Origin of the sequence: Pseudoalteromonas sp. SiA1 (assembly GCF_018732205.1) — a bacterium.
In the GTDB taxonomy this organism is placed as follows: Bacteria; Pseudomonadota; Gammaproteobacteria; order Enterobacterales; family Alteromonadaceae; genus Pseudoalteromonas; species Pseudoalteromonas tetraodonis.
Genome location: NZ_CP076084.1, coordinates 2,324,674 through 2,343,758, shown reverse-complemented (window position 1 = coordinate 2,343,758; position 19,085 = coordinate 2,324,674). Strand labels below are relative to the sequence as shown.

The 19,085-nt window shown below is 40.6% G+C and carries 15 protein-coding genes and 1 other RNA gene; 7 read left to right on the top strand and 9 right to left on the bottom strand.

Annotated elements, in window-relative coordinates:
* Positions 1–54: 54 nt before the first annotated feature.
* From KK487_RS10820 to KK487_RS10810, 3 genes are all read right to left on the bottom strand, one after another.
* On the bottom strand, positions 55–462 hold the full coding sequence (locus KK487_RS10820; protein WP_013465492.1) for a type 2 periplasmic-binding domain-containing protein: 408 nt from the start codon (positions 460–462) through the stop codon (positions 55–57).
* A gap of 12 nt (positions 463–474) precedes the next feature.
* Complete coding sequence (locus KK487_RS10815; RefSeq protein ID WP_064662590.1) at positions 475–1,620, bottom strand: porin; 1,146 nt, start codon at positions 1,618–1,620, stop codon at positions 475–477.
* 241 nt (positions 1,621–1,861) lie between these two features.
* Complete coding sequence (locus tag KK487_RS10810) at positions 1,862–2,458, bottom strand: LuxR C-terminal-related transcriptional regulator (RefSeq protein ID WP_128583060.1); 597 nt, start codon at positions 2,456–2,458, stop codon at positions 1,862–1,864.
* Between the two features lie 374 nt (positions 2,459–2,832).
* Between KK487_RS10810 and KK487_RS10805 the strand changes: the two genes are divergently transcribed.
* Positions 2,833–5,055, top strand: coding sequence for a TonB-dependent receptor (locus KK487_RS10805; protein ID WP_138764047.1), 2,223 nt, complete (start codon positions 2,833–2,835; stop codon positions 5,053–5,055).
* A 71-nt stretch (positions 5,056–5,126) separates the two neighbouring features.
* Here KK487_RS10805 and KK487_RS10800 read toward each other — a convergent pair whose 3' ends face one another.
* Positions 5,127–5,492 carry a hypothetical protein gene (locus tag KK487_RS10800; RefSeq protein WP_013465487.1) on the bottom strand — a complete coding sequence of 122 codons (366 nt, stop codon included), beginning with the start codon at positions 5,490–5,492 and terminating at the stop codon, positions 5,127–5,129.
* Between the two features lie 49 nt (positions 5,493–5,541).
* Between KK487_RS10800 and KK487_RS10795 the strand changes: the two genes are divergently transcribed.
* Both KK487_RS10795 and ggt read left to right on the top strand, forming a co-directional pair.
* Positions 5,542–6,087 carry a GNAT family N-acetyltransferase gene (locus KK487_RS10795; RefSeq protein ID WP_016899255.1) on the top strand — a complete coding sequence of 182 codons (546 nt, stop codon included), beginning with the start codon at positions 5,542–5,544 and terminating at the stop codon, positions 6,085–6,087.
* 111 nt (positions 6,088–6,198) lie between these two features.
* A complete protein-coding gene (ggt, locus tag KK487_RS10790; RefSeq protein WP_016899256.1) occupies positions 6,199–7,863 on the top strand; it encodes a gamma-glutamyltransferase in 1,665 nt (554 codons plus the stop codon).
* Positions 7,864–7,940: 77 nt separating this feature from the next.
* Here the strand turns inward: ggt and KK487_RS10785 are convergent, their stop codons facing one another.
* A complete protein-coding gene (locus KK487_RS10785; protein WP_016899257.1) occupies positions 7,941–9,143 on the bottom strand; it encodes an aromatic amino acid transport family protein in 1,203 nt (400 codons plus the stop codon).
* A gap of 302 nt (positions 9,144–9,445) precedes the next feature.
* The gene (locus KK487_RS10780; RefSeq protein ID WP_016899258.1) at positions 9,446–10,324 is read right to left on the bottom strand and encodes a flagellar protein MotY; all 879 of its coding nucleotides are present in this window, start codon (positions 10,322–10,324) and stop codon (positions 9,446–9,448) included.
* 471 nt (positions 10,325–10,795) lie between these two features.
* On the opposite strand from KK487_RS10780, the gene rnt reads away from it, so the two are divergent.
* Positions 10,796–11,470: a ribonuclease T gene (rnt, locus tag KK487_RS10775; protein WP_013465481.1), complete on the top strand. Its 675-nt coding sequence runs from the start codon at positions 10,796–10,798 to the stop codon at positions 11,468–11,470.
* A gap of 64 nt (positions 11,471–11,534) precedes the next feature.
* On the opposite strand, the gene KK487_RS10770 is transcribed toward rnt, so the two are convergent.
* Positions 11,535–13,160 (bottom strand): flagellar assembly protein A, encoded by a 1,626-nt coding sequence (locus tag KK487_RS10770; protein ID WP_016899259.1) that lies wholly within the window; start codon positions 13,158–13,160, stop codon positions 11,535–11,537.
* Positions 13,161–13,409: 249 nt separating this feature from the next.
* On the opposite strand from KK487_RS10770, the gene ssrA reads away from it, so the two are divergent.
* Both ssrA and KK487_RS10760 read left to right on the top strand, forming a co-directional pair.
* Positions 13,410–13,766, top strand: a transfer-messenger RNA (tmRNA) gene (gene ssrA / locus KK487_RS10765).
* Positions 13,767–13,973: 207 nt separating this feature from the next.
* The gene (locus KK487_RS10760; protein ID WP_016899260.1) at positions 13,974–14,732 is read left to right on the top strand and encodes a sulfite exporter TauE/SafE family protein; all 759 of its coding nucleotides are present in this window, start codon (positions 13,974–13,976) and stop codon (positions 14,730–14,732) included.
* On the opposite strand, the gene KK487_RS10755 is transcribed toward KK487_RS10760, so the two are convergent.
* Positions 14,725–15,360, bottom strand: coding sequence for an SDR family oxidoreductase (locus KK487_RS10755; RefSeq protein WP_016899261.1), 636 nt, complete (start codon positions 15,358–15,360; stop codon positions 14,725–14,727). The two genes, KK487_RS10760 and KK487_RS10755, sit on opposite strands and share 8 nt — an antisense overlap.
* A 291-nt stretch (positions 15,361–15,651) precedes the next feature.
* Positions 15,652–17,661: a bifunctional tRNA (5-methylaminomethyl-2-thiouridine)(34)-methyltransferase MnmC2/FAD-dependent 5-carboxymethylaminomethyl-2-thiouridine(34) oxidoreductase MnmC1 gene (gene mnmC, locus KK487_RS10750; protein ID WP_016899262.1), complete on the bottom strand. Its 2,010-nt coding sequence runs from the start codon at positions 17,659–17,661 to the stop codon at positions 15,652–15,654.
* A 179-nt stretch (positions 17,662–17,840) separates the two neighbouring features.
* Here mnmC and fabB point away from each other — a divergent pair, with 179 nt between their 5' ends.
* Positions 17,841–19,052: a beta-ketoacyl-ACP synthase I gene (fabB, locus tag KK487_RS10745; protein ID WP_013465470.1), complete on the top strand. Its 1,212-nt coding sequence runs from the start codon at positions 17,841–17,843 to the stop codon at positions 19,050–19,052.
* Positions 19,053–19,085: the final 33 nt, after the last annotated feature.

Sequence of the window (19,085 nt, the reverse complement as noted above, 5' to 3'; positions counted from 1 at the left end):
TAAAAAAGCCCGCAATAAAGTATTTATTGCGGGCTTTTATTTTAATTTAGCAGATTAATACTTACCCACTACTTTAACTTTATCACTTACTTTGGCGCTATCGATATAGCCAATTGCATCTGCATTAGCAGCGACAAAATCAATCACAGCTTGGTCATTATCAAGTTTACCCGGCGGTGTGCCTTTACCTGTAAATACGAGCTTTGACCAATAGGCATTTAACTGACTACCCGATTTACCAACAAGTTTGTCGTTAAATTCATCAGCGACTGCAGTGCCATTTTGATTAACAGGATTAACTTTGGTGCCATCGGCAAACGATTTGCTCTTGCCAAGGTATATTTTTTTAATATCGTCTTGGCTTACTGCATTAGCATTCGCAGGGTTAATGATGACTGCAACTTCAGCAAAAACTGCTGAGCTACATAATGTTAGCATGCTGGCTAAAATTAATTTTTTCATGATTCGCTCCAATTAAAATACTAAATCAACGCCAACGGCCACTACGTCGGTTTCAGTATTTGTTATGTCATCTTTTAAGCGGCTAAAGTCTACTTTTAAGGCAGCCATTGGGTGGAAATCATAACGAGCACCAATAGTGTACACATTACTTTTTGCTTTAGAGCCTTCCAAAACTTGGTTAAGGCCAGCATTTAATTGCGGCACAGTTGGGATTGCATTATAACGATTACTGTCATGCTCATCATCGTTATTTTCATAGGTTAAATGAACAAGCCATTCATCCATGCGGTAGCCTAAAGATGTGTAATATTGAGTTTGCTTAGCGAGCGCACTGTTATCTACTTCAAACTGTGTGTATTCAGCGTCAAACAAGATATTGTTGTAATCAATTGAAAAGCCAAGCGCTAAAAATGCACCATCGTCTTCGTCAATAGCAATACTGTTAGCTTGGTCAACAAAACCTGAGTTACGAAGGGCTTGTTCTAAGCCGTTAAGGGCCATACCTTCGGCCGTATCATTTTCAATCTCAATACTCGTTTCGGCAACAAAGTAAGCAGCGCGAGCACTGAACCAATCGTAACTTAATGTCCAGTTTAACCCTGCAATATCATTAAGCTCGGTATCACCATTTACTGATACAACCGCGATATTATCATCGAAGCTGCCGTAAATAACCTGTAGAGTAGAGTCCCAATCACCAAGCTGAGTTGTATATAATAAGCTTAGGCCTTCATAGGTTGAAAAAGGTAAGTTATATACAGACTGAGGTGGGCGCACCCAGCGGTAGGTATAGCCAACATCTAAAAAGTCAGAGTAACGATAAAACGGTGCACGCATTTTACCAGCACTGATCTGTAATTCGTCAGATATCTCATAAGTTAAGTATGCCCATTCAAAATCGGCATCAAAATCATTTTCGCCGCGAGCCACTATTTGGGCTGTAGCGGATAGCTTCTCTTGCAAATCAGCAGTTAGCTGAAGAGCAAATACGCTTTCATTTTTGAATGAAATATCATCATCATATCCATATAAAGTTTGATCACTATCGAGCGACTTACCACCGACAATAGAAGCAAACCCATTAATACGAACTTCAGCACTCGCGTTGCTTGTGGCAAGTGCGCAACAAATTGCTACTGCTACAGATAGTTTTTTCATTGTGTATCCTATTTAATTTCATGTGTATCCCGCTGCAGTATAAGACGAGTATTAACTTTTTTCTAATTAAAATTAATAAATTAAGTACTTTTCACTACCTTTTTGCAACAAGAACACATGACTGTGATTGAAAATTAAGGCTTTTATATTTTAAGGTAATGTAACTAGCTGAGTTTTTTGAATTATTTATGATGAGATAATATTTACTGCAGTACGTATTAAGTAGTAATTATTTTTTTAGTTATAAACGTGAATTTATATTTTTTAAGTTATCTTGGCACCAACGAATTGCTTGCTGTTTATTTTTGACCGCTATTTTTTTATAAATTTTATGTAAGTGCACTCTCACCGTCGCTTCACTTATAAATAAACTATCAGCAATAGCACTGGAATGAAGTCCGCTAAAGAGTAGATTGAGTACTTTAATTTCTTTATCGGTTAGGTTAGTTGTTTGCAAAGCGTTTTTTTGCTCTGTATCGAGCATTTGGCGCATCCAAATGTCACTAATGGTTCGTGGAAACCACAATTCACCTTGTTTAATTGCATCTAACCCTCTATTGAACAACTCTTCACTAGTATCTTGATAAAAAAGACCTTTTAAATTTGGCCATTCTTTGAGTGAAGCCGCATCGGTATTTTTAGGGATATTAAAAATAACGAGCCCTTGGTAATTATTTGTATGAATAAATTGGTTTAAAAGTTCGTAATTAGTAAGAGAATTTAGGGCTGAATAGCAGACTAACAATATGTCGTTATTCAATGTAGTAAAAAATAATGGATTATAGTGGTTGTTGTTAAAAAGCATGTTAGCTGATTGTGTGGTCTGTTTTTTTGTCATGCTTTTCACCTAAAAATGGCTTTGCTGTAGACTTAAATATAAAGGGTCTTTGGATATTGTCATAATCTCATGTAGCTTTAATGTGTTTTTCACAATAAATTATGTGTGCGATTTATGCACAACATGGCTGCTGGCTAATGTTAAAGTCTTAATTTAAAACCAAAGTTGCGTCATTATTGAGATAATTAGTTCAGATTAAAAACTGAAAATTAATTTTTTTGTATAAACTAAAGTTAAATATACATTTTGTAACTTTTATGTAATACAATACACTCCCAGAGGAAAGATGCATCTAAGCATCTTTTTTTATGCCTACAGTTTATGTTTACACAACATATAACGCATAATTAAATTAATACCCTTTGGAGAAAACCTTGAAATTACGCACCCTCTCACAGTTAAGTTTAGCGGTTATTGCAGCCCTAACAACTTCCGTAAATGCACAAGAAGCTAAAACCACTGCCAAACAAGACGCGTTTGAAAAAATTGAAGTTACAGCACGTAAACGTACCGAGAGCTTGTTCGAATCTCCAACTGCAATTACATCAATAGGCGCTAACCTTATTGATAAAGCCAATATGGGTAACTTAGAAGACATTGGCAAATACGTTCCTAACTTAAACATTACTCGTTATGGTGTTGGTAACGCGGCACATGCTTCTGTATTTATTCGCGGCATTGGTTTACAAGATCACATTATAACAACCGATCCCGGTGTAGGTGTTTACCTAGATGGCGTTTACCTAGGTCGCCAAATGGGGTCTAACTTATCGCTTCCTAATGTTGAGCGAGTTGAAGTTCTACGTGGACCACAAGGCACGCTTTATGGCCGTAATACATTAGGTGGTGCAGTAAACGTAATTACTAAGCAGCCTGGTGATGAAGGTATTTTAACGACAACTGCTAAAGTGGGTAGCCGTGGGCGTATTGCTGGCGATATTTACTTTAATAATGCACTAACCAATGATTTAAGCTTGTCAGCCAGTGCGTCATACAAACAACGTGACGGTGTAGGTACGGCGGTAAATTTAGCTAACCCTGAAAAAGAAATTGGTGAAGAGCAAGAGTTTAGTGGTCGTATCGCGCTTAAATACGAAGCCACCAGCGACTTAGCGTTTACTTTCTCATTAGATGGGGTTGATAATGAATCAGGTCAATCACCTTATACTATTGAACTAACAGATTCATTAGATTCAAATGATGTATTCAATGGCGATTTCCCATTATTAACTGAAGACTTAATTCCATCGAATCCAGATGATTTAGGCACAACAGTTGCCGGTATTGAATCAACCTCATATTCAGGTTGGGGTACGTCATTTACCGCTGATTGGGCAATTAATAACACGTATACAACTAAGTTTATTTCAAGCTACCGCACTTCTGAGTATGAAGGTGGCTTAGATGATGATGCATCACCACTTAACTTATCTGAGTTCCCAGAAGTAGGCGGTGCAGATCAATACTCTTTTGAAGTTCAGTTAAACGCAACGTTTGACAAAATGGACTTTGTATCGGGTCTATACTTCTTTAATGAAGATGGTTTTACTCGCTCAGAAGATTTTGTATTTAGCCCGTTTAACACGCCAAATGGTCTGTTAAATGATGGAGTTACTCCGTCATTTGGTGGCTTTGGATTTTTTGAAATCAATCAAGAAACAAACTCATATGCAGCTTACATTAACGGTAGTTACGATTTAACGGATGATTTAACAATTGGCGGTGGTCTTCGTTACTCAGAAGATAAAAAAGACGCGAATGCGATTTTTCCAAGCTTTTCAGAGCGTAAATACATTAGTGCAGACTTTAATGCAGTGACATGGGATATTAATGCTTCATATCAGCTTAGCAATAATATGAATGTGTACGGCCAAGTACAAAAAGGCTATCAAACAGGTGGTTTCCCGCCGCGCCCATTTGGTGGTCCAGATCAGTTTGTATCGTTTGATGAAACCAAAGCAGTTAACTACGAAATTGGTTTAAAAGGCCAAGTACATGAAAATGTGTCTATGATGCTTGCGATGTTTGTTACCGACTACACTGACTTAGCACTACCATTCTCAGATCCAACTGCGGGTGGTGGCTTTGTAACTATCGTTGAGAATGCAGGTCAGTCTAAAGCGCAAGGTATTGAACTTGAAACCACAATTGCAATAACTGATGACTTTACTATTCGCAGTGCGGTAGGTTATTTAGACTCAGAGATTACCGAAGTCGCCGAGGGCGTACAAGGTATTGGTAAAGGTGATTCACCAGCATTGACTCCGCGTTGGACAGTGATGGTTGCGCCTTCTTACTTTGTAGATTTAAGTAATGGTGGCACAGTTGCATTGAATGCAAATTACTCATACCGCAGTGAAATGCAAGGTCAATCAGTTTTTAATAAGAGTGAAACGATTGATTCGCGTGAGCTCGTTGGCTTTAATATTTCTTACACTAACCCATACGGTGATATGGAAGTGACGTTATATGGCGAAAACGTATTAAACGAAGTTTACGATGTAGGACGTCTACAGCAAACTGGCTTTGTTGGCGTTATGCGCAGTAATGATCGTAGTGAGTTTGGTTTAAAATTCAAAAAAGACTTTGAACTATAATCTATATTTTACTTTAAAAGTAAAACAAAAAAGGTAAGCCATGGCTTACCTTTTTTTATGGTTAAAAATAATTAACCTTCTTTATGTTCTTTACGTGCCTGCTCAATTTCTGCGGCAATTTCACGTGCTTTTTGCTTGGTTTTTTCAGTCAGCTCGCCAGCCGCTTCTTTGCTTTTAATCCATGCATCAACAGCTACTTCTTTGCCGTCGTCGTACATGTCTAAGCCCATTTCTTTACTCTCTTCAAGTAGCTCATTTAATGATTCATCATTTTTAAGCTCATTGGTTTTTTCCTTTACTTCATTCCAAGTTTCATCAAGCTTTTCTTTCACTTGAGCGCTTGTTTCTTTTGCATCTTGTTTTACTTCGTTGGCATCTTCACAGCCAGTTAACGTAATTAAAGTGCCTAATAAAGCTAAACCTGCTAATTTCTTCATTTACTATCTCCTTTAGAGAAAATTATATTTCAGAGGTAACTATACAACAATGAAAATGAACATAGCTGTAACAACACGATTAAGTTTTAAATTAATGGACGAACATGATTGGCCGCAATTATACGAGCTCGATCAAGACCCAGCCGTTATGCAGTATTTAACACAAGGTAAACCCACTTCGCTTGAAGAGATAAAAACAGTCAGTATTCCCAGAATGCTTGCTTATCGTAACGAGCAACAAGGGTGGGGGTTATGGCAAGTAACCTTGCGTGAAAGCAATACCTTTATAGGATGGGTACTTGTTCGGCCGATGGGCTTTTTTTCAGATACGCCTGATTTTAGTGATATTGAAGTGGGCTGGCGGTTTAAGCAAGCGAGTTGGGGCAAAGGGTATGCTATTGAAGCGGCAGGCGCTATTTATTCAGAGCTTGAAAAGCAACGCCAAGTAAAGGCAATTAGCGCTACAGCACTGACCTCAAATGTTGGCTCAATTAATGTTATGAAAAAACTCGGTATGCAGCTTAAACATTATTATATTCATACAGAGGATGGCTCAAATTTAACAGCCGTACTTTATTCAAAGTCATGTGGATAATCTAACAACAATCCTAAGCTCTTTAAATGTGGCGTATAAATATTGACCTAGTGTTTGTTACTGTGCATTAATGTTTGCCATCAATGTATAAAAATAACCTAAGGATATGGGATGGGATCACTTTTTTCACCACGCAAGCTAATTATTAGCAGTGTCTTAATAATACAAGTAGGCTTTTTTAATGTAGCGGCTAAACAAAGTGCGGTGGCGATGCCCGACACATTTAGTGCCCACGCTGCAAAAGCCGTGTTAGAGCAAGGCGGCAACGCGATTGATGCAGCTATTGCTGCTCAGTTTGTATTAGCCGTTACGCTCCCCGAAGCGGGTAATATTGGTGGCGGTGGGTTTATGCTTATCCATAAAGATGGAAAAGGTGATTTTATAGATTACCGCGAAACCGCGCCCAGTGCCGCGCATCGTGATATGTATTTAGATGAGCAGGGGCAAGTAATTGAAAATAAATCTATTTACGGCATACACGCTAGTGGCGTGCCTGGCAGTGTCGCAGGAATGTGGTTAGCCCATAAAAAGCATGGTACGTTACCGTGGAAAGCGTTAGTGCAACCTGCGGTAACATTAGCAGAGCAGGGCTTTGTTGTGCCTGAAAAGTTGGCTCAGCTGATTGAGGACTATATAGCGCATCTAAATAATAAAAACATTAAAGTAAATTTTGCCAGTTATTTTGCTACAGCTACGGCAGGTGCGCTTTTTAAACAACCAGAGCTAGCTGCCACACTCAAACGCATTCGCGATGACGGTCAAGATGGCTTTTATCAAGGTGAAACTGCCGCAATTATTGCAAAATTTATGCACCAACATGGCGGGATCATTAACCAAGATGACTTAAAACGTTATCGTGCTAAATCGCGGACTCCTATAAAAGCGAACTGGAATGGCTACCAAGTGCTTACTTCACCGCCACCAAGTTCAGGCGGCATTGCTATATTGCAATGGCTGAAAATGTATGAGCTTAAAAAACCAACGCCTGCACAACAACATAATTCAGTAGGGTATGTGCATTTATTGGCTGAAATAGGTAAGCGAGTATTTGCCGATAGAGCAGAGTACTTAGGCGATCCTGATTTTTACCAAGTACCTACAGCAAAACTACTTGCAGAAAACTATCTTAAAAACCGTAGTAGCAGTATAGATTTAAAGGCTATTTCAACCACCGAAAATATTAAACCCGGTTTAAAAGAAAGCGAGCAAACCACTCACTTTTCCATTGTCGATAACATGGGTAACGCTGTAGCTAATACCACCACCATTAATTTAGGCTTTGGTAGTGGTGTGGTGGTAGAAGGCGCAGGCTTTATTTTAAACGATGAAATGGATGACTTTAGCGCTAAACCCGGGGTTATGAATGTATTTGGTGCCATTGGCGGCAAAGCAAATGAAATTCAGCCGCATAAACGTATGCTCAGCTCTATGACCCCCACTATTTTACTCAGTAATAATCAGGTGAAAATGGTAACAGGGTCGCCAGGTGGCACTACTATTATTAGCTCGGTGTATCAATCGATACTCAACGCGATTGAATTTAATATGAGCGCCGATGATGTGGTAAATAGCCCACGCTTTCATCATCAGTTATGGCCAAAAAATGTGATCAGAGCACATGCCGGCTTGGAGCCATCAGTAAAACAACAGCTGATAAAAATGGGCTACACAGTGGATGAACGCCACTTTGGTGATATGCATGTGATTATTAATCATAATGGCAAATTAGATGCGGCGTCAGAGCAAAGCGGTAGAGGAAAAGCAATCGTGTTTTAACGTTAGCGTTTGCATGGCAATCCCCCCAAACTCTTGTTTGGGGGGATTGCCAATAGAGTATTACTTATTATTGGGTATTAACCTATTGCAGGTATTAGCCCTGCCATTTGCAGGCATTGCGCACTAATAATTGAAATGCCACACAAAGCGGCTATGGCTAAACCAATATTACCGCTTCGTACTTTATAACCGCTTTTTTCAACGCCTTGACGCTGTTTGTACACCATACTCACCGGCAAAAATACAGCCAATATCACCAATGCAATGGCGGCATAACCTAATGCCATAATAAACCCTTGCGGATAAAATAAGGCAAACCCAAGAGGAGGAATAAAGGTAATAAATGCGGTTTTTATTCTATCTGCGCCCGTATCTGCTTTTTTGAATGTGTCGGCAAAAAAGTCAAACAACCCTAAGCTCACTCCTAAAAATGACGTTGCCAGCGCTAAATCAGCAAAAAGCTTAACGGCTGTAGAAACGCTCGTGTTGTTAGCAATATTTGCCACACTGGCTACAAACCCGCTTAACCCTTCGCTTTGTAGTAATTGATCTTGGCTCATTATGCCTTGGCTTAATACTTGCCAAAATACATAAATAACCAGTGGTAAAGAGGCGCCTGCAATCATAACTTTGCGTAAGGTTTTTATGTCAAGGCCAACGTATTTAACAATAGAAGGAATAGAGCCATGAAAGCCAAAAGAGGTAAATACCACAGGAATAGCCGAAAGTATCAGCCCTTGCTCAACCGGCATTTCAAGTAAGTGCTGGCCATGCACATAAGGCGTAAGCATATAAAATAAGCTACCCAATACCACTATTTTTATACTAAACAGCACTCTATTAAGCTTATCTACCTTGCTGGTGCCTAAAGTGACAACACCTGCAATCACCACCGCTAAAATAACGGAGCCTAACTGTGGGGCAATACTTAAGTTAAAACCAGTGTTTATACGTTCTTGTAGCTGGGCTCCGCCACCTGCTATGTAGGCCGCGCATAACGCATAAAATAAAAATATCATTGAAAAGTTAGCCACATACTGACCGCGCTTACCTAGCCAAAGCTTAGCCAAGGTATTTAAGGTGGCGTCGCGAGGGGCGTATTGATGTAGTTCCAACATAAGTAAAGCGGTGTAGGTCATAAGTAACCAACAACCGATAATTAATACCATCGCGGTATTAAATCCAAGCCCTGCAGAGGCGATAGGCAGGGCAAGCATACCTGCACCTATGGTGGTTCCTGCAACAATTAACATGCTACCTATTGTTTTATTTTTAAGCACTTAATGATCCTGATCAAACGTGAGAGACACGCAAGATATAACTAGTTGTGCAAAACTTAAATAGTTTTGTCATAAAAGAGACAAAATAAAATGTAATCTTCTATTTACAACTGTATTTAAAAAGCAGAGATATTTTGCTGATGTAATTTAACTCATTAATATAATTAATAAATAAAAAGCCAAATGTTAATAACTAAATGGTCAGATTATTGGTTTTGCACAATAGAGGGATTACTAAAACAATAGGTGTTGGCCGAAAGTGCTAAAATTGCACCTTCAACCATTAAAAGAGGGGGCTGAATTTACATTTTAGCTATTTGAATCACTAAGCGGCGGTTTTTATCACGGCCCAAAATATTATCGTTGGTATCTACAAAGCGTTTTTCACCAAAGCCTTCAGTAACCACTTTAGCTTCATCAACACCTAAGCTCACCATGTAATCTTTAATCGCCTTGGCACGGGTTCTAGATAAATCGAGGTTATTCCAGCGGCCACCGTAACTATCGGTATAGGATGCAATACTGATTGACTCTATACTGGGGTCGTTTTTCAAATACTCAGCAATTTTATCAAGGCGTTGTTGCGATGACTTAGTTAACTTACTGCTATTAGATTCATAGTTCATTATAGTGAACGAAATATCTTCAAAATTGTATGGCAGTAGTTCATCGCGACACTGTAAAAACGCCCAATACGCTTGCTTAAAGTTAACATTAGACATGCCCACGGCAATTTTATCGGCACTATTTTGCCAGTCTTGGTAGTAAAAAGTGGGTTGGTTACCTTTTTCAAGCTCAGTAAGCATTTCCCATGCTGTTTTATTACCTAATTCACCATCAAACTTTTTAAGTAATTTCATATCAGCAATATCACGGGCAGGGCGGCCTGCTCGCCAGCTAGGTGGCACCGCTTTCAAACCGGCAATCGCGTAATTTTCTGGGCGCACAACCATGTCTAAATTAAAGGTGAGATCTTTGTTTTTACTGGCTGATGCTTTAAAAACGGCTTCACCATAGTAGGGAACTTCATGATTTAATTGGCATTGTAAGCGAGTTGTTTTAACCAAGTTCCAGTTTGAATTATCTTGGTTAGCCGTGTACTGGCGCATTGCCGCAGTTGTATCCAAACTACACAGCACACTACTAATGCTTAGGCTAATAAATAACAACTTACACTTCATTGAGAATTCTCCAGTTATCTAGCTTTGCCAAAAAAGTGACAAAAACCGTAAAATATTACGCAACAGTAAATAATTCAGCGCAAACGCTAGGGTCTGTTGACCTTTCAAGGTTAAATTTGCAGCAGCCTGTTTGGTATTTAGGCAAGGCAGCGCCTATGTGGTGTGGTTATTCCCCATAAATAGGCGATAACAAAGCATCAATGCCAAACAGGCGCTGCCCGAAGGGTTCTGCCTAGGGGCGATTTACTCTTTGTTGCTCGGTTTTTACTTAGCCCACTAGGTTACAAACCTCGCGCCGCGATTAAACCGCCCCTAGCTTGAACAAATTTTAATCCGCAACGGTCAACAGACCCTAATTACTAAGCAAGTAACATGCCTATAGTTTAACTGTAATTAATCAATAAATCCCCTAGCCGACAGGCCACCAATTTTGACATAATAGATAGCTAATCCCTATAAACCAAGAATACTATGGCAAATACTGAGCAAACACTTTTCGCACAACGCTTTCGTGGCTTTTTTCCAGTGGTTATTGATGTTGAAACCGCCGGTTTTAACAAAGAAACCGACGCACTACTTGAAATTGCAGCATCCGTTTTAAAAATGGATGACGAGGGATTGCTTAGCATAGATCATACTGTTCATTTTCATGTGCAACCGTTTGAGGGCGCAAACATTGAACAAGCCGCCATTGAGTTTAATGGTATTGAGCCTTTTTCAGCACTGCGAGGGGCAGTCCCTGAAGAAGAGGCGATTAAAGAAATTTGTAAAGTAGTGCGCAAAGCGCAAAAAGCCGCAGGGTGCCAGCGCTCTGTGGTGGTTGCTCATAATGCTGCTTTTGATCATGGCTTTTTAAATGCGGCTATTGAGCGTAATAACATTAAGCGCACACCATTTCATCCGTTTGTTAGTTTTGATACCACATCACTTGCAGGCTTGGCATTAGGGCAAACAGTATTGGCTAAAGCGTGCCGCGCGGCAGGAATAGAGTTTGATAACAAACAAGCACACTCTGCGTTATACGATACAGAACGCACCGCTGAATTATATTGTTTAATTGTCAATCGTTGGCAGCAACTAGGTGGTTGGCCACTTGCTATAGATGAAACACAACAAAACGAAGACGAAGTAAGCAACCAAGATTAGCATAAACTCAGCTCATATTAATGAGTGTTCACTGTGTGGGCTGAGCCAGTCTTAATATGCGTTATTAAAACGATTGCGTTATTTTACCTTCACTGTGAGTAATTAAATGTGGTGGATAATTACGCGAAAAGCTAATTGATTCTCGTGCAATTTTAAGCTCCACCCCGGGGTGCATGAGCTCATTAACTTTCAAACGACTGAGCGCTAAAAGCTGCGCCATTTTCTTTCTTAGCAACTGCTTTTGCTGACTGATACTGGCGCTTCGGTTTGCTATGTGTTCTTCATTCGTTGTTATTTTATTCAAAAACTGCTGACGCTGTGCGCTTGCAACTTGTTTATTAATTCGCTGGCGCGCTTGCTGTAGTTCAATTGACTTACTGATTAAAACTTTTTCAAAGTCAGTGATTTGCGCTTGTTTTTGTTTTAGCACATACCATCGCTGTGCGATGCAAACACGGGTTTTAGTTCCTGCTGGTGCGCCCAATTCACCTGTTTCAATGCGCATTGCGTCTAGAATATGACCACCAATAATTTTCCCTTTAGGATCTTTTGCGCTGCCAACCCTAATTAAATTTCCAGCACTCAAGTCACAATGTAATGATTGGCGTTCTATTAATAAGTTTTGCTCCGTTTTTATGTCACAGTATTGAGAGTAACCAAGTGCAACGGTTCGTTTAGCAAAAATAGAACAGGTGAATGGCTCATCGGCTTCTCGTTTTCTGCCAATTGCCCCCTTTACTATTGTGATGGCGTTATTACTTTTTAACTGCGCCGATTCAACAAAACCTAAAACAGTAATATCGCCGGTAGCAGTCACGCGCATGCCATCTTTTATATCACCACTGACTATAATACTGCCATCAAATTCAACATGGCCGGTACTTGGGTCAATATTATGAAAACATAAAACATCATCAACACGCATACCACGGGGAAGGGCAACCGGTACACCAGTACAGTCGGCAATTAGTAAGTTGGGGTTATCGGGCGCAATTTTAGTACCGTCAAAAGGTTGTAATTTATGCTCTTTGCCAGGGATTGCAGTTAGCACATCTCCAAACACAGTAAAGCCATCAACTCCCGATGTTGCTGGAATGCGCCGCATTAGTTCACACCCAGGTTTTACAGTAATAATATCACCTAGGTTTCTCATATCGACTTTACCACCGCCCTTAGCTTGCGGGCTAAGTACGCGGTCTTGCGCTGTGCAGCAAAGACGCACAAATTTGGCATCGTTACCCACTTTAGGCGCGCGACCAAAAGCGACTTCAGCGCAATGCGTGCTTCCTGAGGGTTGTTCAAATTGTTGTGCCAATAACTGTTCTAATGCATGAGAGCTAATACCCTTTACAATCCCTGCCTGAGCTAACACGTCAATTGCTTGTTCCATGTTAAGTAATTTACCGCCCTTAGCAGTAATAAGGGTAGCTTCAACAAGCATATTTTTTTCATCAATGTTAATGGTTAGCTTTGCATCAATGGCTTGAGCAACCACCAAAGAGGGGGTCTCTTCGTCGTTATTTTGAGCAAACAACTTACCAATATTGCTAGCAATAATGTCACACTCGCAATATTCTGACTGCCTAATTAATTCAATAAGCTGTGTTGCTGTTGAGGCTAAACCTGAGACATTAGGGTGGGAGAGCAAAGAGATATGCCCCGTTTGCTCATCAAAAGAAAAAACCGACATTTATAAATCCTCTAGGTAATATGCCTGTTATTATTTTTTATATTGTATTAGACCAAGGTCTAGCCCTACATTTGAGCATAAAGCATCATGCTTGTTAAGTAATTGTTTCTTAATTATCCAATATTTTACATTTAAGAGTGTGTTTGATGCAGGATTAACCAACCAATAAAATAAAACGCCTAAGGTGTTGAGTATTGATGGGTTACTCAGTTATACTGCTCACACGCTCTGAATGAGTAACCTTATTCAGGGGCTGATTAGGATTCGACGGAATTCAAGAAGCCCAAGGTGCATGTCGAGGTGCGGTTTGCCTCGTAAAAAAGCCGCAATTTAAAGTAATCGCAAACGACGATAACTACTCTCTAGCAGCTTAGGCTGGCTAGCGCTCCTTCCATGTATTCTTGTGGACTGGATTTTGGAGTGTCACCCTAACACCTGATCGCGACGGAAACCCTGGCCGGGGTTGAAGCGTTAAAACTAAGCGGCCTCGCCTTTATCTACCGTGTTTGTCCGGGATTTAAAGGTTAATTAAATGACAATACTAAACATGTAGTACCGACGGTCGAGGCTTTTCGGACGGGGGTTCAAATCCCCCCAGCTCCACCAATAACGGTTTTTAAATTCGTTTGTTTAAAAACCCTAAAAAACCCGCAACTTGAGCAATCAAGTCGCGGGTTTTTTTATGGCTAAAATTATTGAATTTATTGTGCTTTGGTTTATCTTGCGAACCCCGAACCTCTTACAACTAATAGACTAGTCGCTTACTTGCTTATTTTTTGTATTATGAGCCAATGATTAACTGCGAGCTTTGATATGAATATTTTTACAGCTGAACACATTTCCCCTTTGATCTCGCTGTTACTTATTTTACTGGCGGGGTTTACTTCGTTTGTATCGGCGGCCTTTGGTGCGGGTGGCGGTTTAATGCTGTTGGTGGTAATGGCGTCGGTTATGCCGATGGCGGTGGTTGTGCCTGTTCATGGTTTAGTGCAGTTAGGCTCTAATGCCAATCGATTATTGTTAAGTATTGCTCATCTTGATAAGCCGATGTTGTTGTATTTTACTCTGGGTGGGTTAATTGGTGCCGGGTTGTCGAGCCAAGTAGTGAGCGATATTAACCTTGATAGCATGAAGCTGTTTGTGGCTTTATTTGTGATTTATTTACTGTGGGGAACAATCCCTGAATTTAATAAAGACTCACGATTAGGGCGTTTAATAGCGGGTTTAATTACGGCATTTATTTCTACTTTTGTGGGAGCAAGTGGGCCTCTGGTGGCAAGTTATTTACACATTAATCATTACGATAAGCTTAAATTTACCGCGACTTTTTCAAGTATTATGACCTTGCAGCATAGCTTAAAAGCCGTTGTTTATGCGGGGCTGGGTTTTAGCTTTTGGCAATGGTTGCCGTTAACACTGGCGATGATTTTAAGCGGAGCCATTGGCACTTGGTTAGGGATTCGTTTACTTAAGCGGCTCTCGGTGGCACGTTTTAGGGTTATTTTTAAAGTGATTTTAACTCTGCTTGCCATGCAGCTTGCATGGCAAGGGGTGAGTGTAATGCTTACTTAATAGCGGCTTTTATTGGTTTGTCTCCATCAAATAACTCAAAAATACGATTGCTATTAAATGAGTTTGTAGCAACGTGAAGCAATGCGTTGGCTACATTTTCGCGGCTAATTTTAGCCTTTGACTGATCGCTAGGACGCTCTGTTGTTACTTCCAAAGAGGCACTTTCGTCGGTTAATGTTCCTGGGCGGACAATTGTATAATTGAGTCCACTGTGAATTAAATGCTCATCGGCCATATGTTTTGCTACAAGATAAGGCTTTAAGTCACTATCTATCGCATCAGGATCGTCTGCACCAATAGAGCTGACCATAATAAAGTGTTTTACACCGTGCTCTTTAGAATAAGTTGCTGCTTTTGTCGCTGCCCACAAATCAATAAGTACGGTTTTATCTGTGCCTGTACTTCCACCTGAACCTGCTGCAAAGATAACTTGGTCGCAGCCATTAATGGCACTTGAAAAGTCACCTTCTAAATCCTGTTCAACAATACTTAAAAATGGGCTATCTAAATCACGCAGTTTGCTTTTGTCTCTTACAAGTGCAACAACATTTTGCTCATTTTCTAAAAGTAGTTTGGTAGCCATTTTACCAATTTGACCACTTGCGCCAATAATTAAAGTCTTACTCATAATTAATTCCTTCTCAATATAGTGTAAAGATTATTCGTACAAACAGACCTTGGGGTAGGAAATTATTTTTAAAGAGTAAATGGGATTTAAACGAGCTTATTTAAAAAAAACATATTAGTTAAAAGTTATTACTTAACTGAGTATTAAAATTAGCTATTTTTTAAGGCGTTTTTTAGAACTTTTTACTCGATCATTATACTTACTTCGGTTACAAAGCTACGGTGGTATAAGCTAATACCTACACTGCGTTCTTGGTAATTACAGTAAAGGGCTTTGTAGGTCTTATTACCTTTAAATTTTATTGCGAATAAGGTCACGAACAATAAAGCGGCCTGGGTGAATAGCTTGGCTTACGCGTTCGCTTAGTGGGCGAGGTTCATTGTTTAAACTACTAATTAGGTGCTCGGCAGATAGCGGTGCACTGCATAATGCTCGCGCGCCAAAGCCGGTAAAAATATGCAGGCCCTGTTGTGGTTTTTTTAATGCTTGGTATTGATAGCGCTTACCCAAACGTAAATTAGCAAATGCATGTGTATAGTCAGTTTGCTCCACCCATTCACCGGCCATAGGTAAGTGATCAATAAAACTACAGCGAACAGCGGCTTTAGCAGAGCTAATATCGCCTAAGCTGGTGGCAAATTCAGTGTTGTTATAAAAGCTCAGCAGTTGCTCGCGGTTAGTGTGGTTGTCTTGCTCGGTCACTTCACGGCTTTTACTGTTTTTTTCAAAGGTGGCGCCCATACAATGGTGATCTAAATAAGCTGGGGTGAAATACCCCTTATGACACAACACGGTTTTTAGCTTACGTGATTGCGTGCTTGCTTGAACATGTGACACCTGTCCGCGTACGCCAACAATAGGGAGCGTTTTAGTTTGCGCAAATGCATCGCTGTGTTCACCGGCGCAAATAATCACATCGCTAAAAGGGCCAAATGTTTGTTTTTGCGTGGTTAAGTACCAGCCATCGGGTTGTTTGTTAAGTTGCTCAATGTGGCAATTAAATAGGCTCTCAAACTCATTTAATTGCTGTGCGGCATCTAACATAGCACTGACTAACTGCGGGGGATTAACCCAGCCGCCTTGTTCAAAAAACACCCCTGAGTAACCTGTTTTAACCCCAGCAATAGCATCACCCTCATCAGCAGTCACATTTCGCATAAGCTGCTCTGGCCACAGTTGTTTATCAGAGAGATTTTGATGACGCTCTGCCAATGGTTTTTTTACTGCATGTTGCAGCACACCACACCACTGGTGATCAAACAAAAAGCCATTGTTGAGTAATTGATTGTAAAGCCGCTTTGCGTATAAAAAACTATGGGCAAATAGTTCACTGTGTGGCGAATTTTTTGCTTGTAAATGCGGATATATCGCCCCTTGTACATTGTGAGATGCCCCCATGGCCGGTTGTTTATCTTGGCAAAATAAGTGGCTTGGTATACCGCGTTTCGCAAGGCTATAAAGAATACAACTGCTGGCTATACCACCGCCAATAACAGCCACATTGGTAAGGGGAGAGAAGTGATGCTCAAAATAGGCGGGGGCCGATTGTTTTGAATTAGCCTGAGCGAGTGTGCCAACTAGCATCTCTCGTTTTCGGCCAAAGCCTTTAGCTTTTTGCATGCTAAAGCCCGCTTCAATTAAACCACGGCGAACAAAGCCCGCAGCGGTAAACGTGGCTAATGTCGCGTTGCATCTGGAAATATCAACCATGGCGTTAAATACACTTTGCTGCCACATGTCGGGGTTTTTACTCGGTGCAAAACCATCTAAAAACCATGCGTCAACGAGTCCACTTTGTGGGTAGCTCATGCTATTAATACATTCCAACACATCACCAAAGTAGAGGTCGAGCACCACAAGGCCATTGGCAAATTCAAGGCGATGACAACCGGTTAAATTAATCGGGTAGTGGGAGACGAGTTGGGCGCTTAAATGACTTAAACTAGGCCAAGCTTGCAAGGCTTGTTTTAAATCATTTACGCTAAGTGGATATTTTTCAAAAGAAATAAAATGCAGTCGTTGCACGTTATTAGACTGTTGACTTTGAACTTGTGGGCATTGCAGGTGGTCATAAAACTGCTGCCATGCATTTAAAAAATTAAGCCCTGTACCAAAACCGGTTTCGGCTATAACAAAGTGCTCACGGTCATGATTTTGTAACCGTGACTCTATATTGTTTTGTCGATAAAACACATAATGAGATTCAGCGAGGCCGTCGTCATTAGAAAAATAAACATCATCAAAGTCATTAGCAACCGGTGTCCCTAAATCATTAAAGTGTATGTGGGCGTTTTTTATCATGACCAATTCAATTTTATAGATAATTTTTTAATTATTTTACGTGTTTTCTTTGAAATAGTCTGGCGTTATTTATAAGCTGTAGGTTCAGAGTACAAGTGTACGCTAGAAAGCTGACCACTTAGGTGATTAAATTCGCGTAAAATAGAACACAATTAAGTATTAAGCTAAGGGAATTACCCATGAGAAGAGCCGTAATAACAGGCATCGGTGTTGTATCAAGCATCGGCAATAATAAAGAAGAAGTATTAGAGTCACTAAGAGCGGGTAAAAGCGGTATTGCTTTTAACCAAGAATTTGCTGATTACAAATTGCGCAGCAATGTATCAGGTAAAATTGATATTGATGTTAAAGAGCATGTTGACCGCAAAGCAATGCGCTTTATGGGTGATGCAGCGGCTTATTCTTATATCTCAATGGCACAAGCGATTGAAGATGCGGGCCTTAGCGACGAACAAGTATCAAACGAGCGCACTGGTTTATTAGTGGGTTCTGGCGGCGGTTCATCAAAATGGCAAGTAGAAGCGGCCGATATCCTTCGCGAAAAAGGCGTTAAGCGCGTTGGCCCTTACATGGTGCCACGTACTATGGCGAGCACCACCTCGGCTTGTTTAGCAACGCCATTTAAAATTAAAGGCGTTAACTATTCAATTAGCTCTGCGTGTGCAACCTCTGCGCATTGTATTGGCCATGCCGTTGAGCAAATTCAACTAGGCAAGCAAGACGTTATTTTTGCAGGTGGTGGTGAAGAACTTCACTGGACGCTAGCGATGGAGTTTGACGCTATGGGCGCGCTTTCGACTAAATATAACGACACACCTGAAAAAGCATCACGTACATACGATGCTAACCGTGATGGTTTTGTGATTTCAGCCGGTGGCGGTATTGTGGTTGTTGAAGAGCTAGAACACGCACTTGCACGTGGCGCGCACATTTATGCTGAAATTACCGGTTACGGCGCAACCTCAGATGGTTACGATATGGTTGCACCATCAGGTGAGGGCGCAGTACGTTGTATGCGCCAAGCAATGCAAAACGTTGATAGCATTGATTACTTGAATACCCATGGTACGTCAACACCCGTAGGCGATGTGAAAGAGCTGGGCGCTATTCAAGAAGTATTTGGTGGTAACTCGCCAATGATCAGCGCAACTAAAGCAATGACAGGCCATGCACTGGGTGCGGCAGGTGTACACGAAGCCATCTTTTCATTGCTAATGCTTGAGCATGGTTTTGTTGCGCCATCTATCAATATTGATGAGCTTGATGAGCAAGCAGCGGGCTTGAACATTGTAACTGAAGCCAAAGACGTTGAACTAAATACGGTTATGTCTAACAGTTTTGGTTTTGGCGGCACCAATGCCACATTAGTAATGAGCAAATACAAAGGCTAAGTAAACCTTTAACTATTTTAAAGCCGAGCAAAA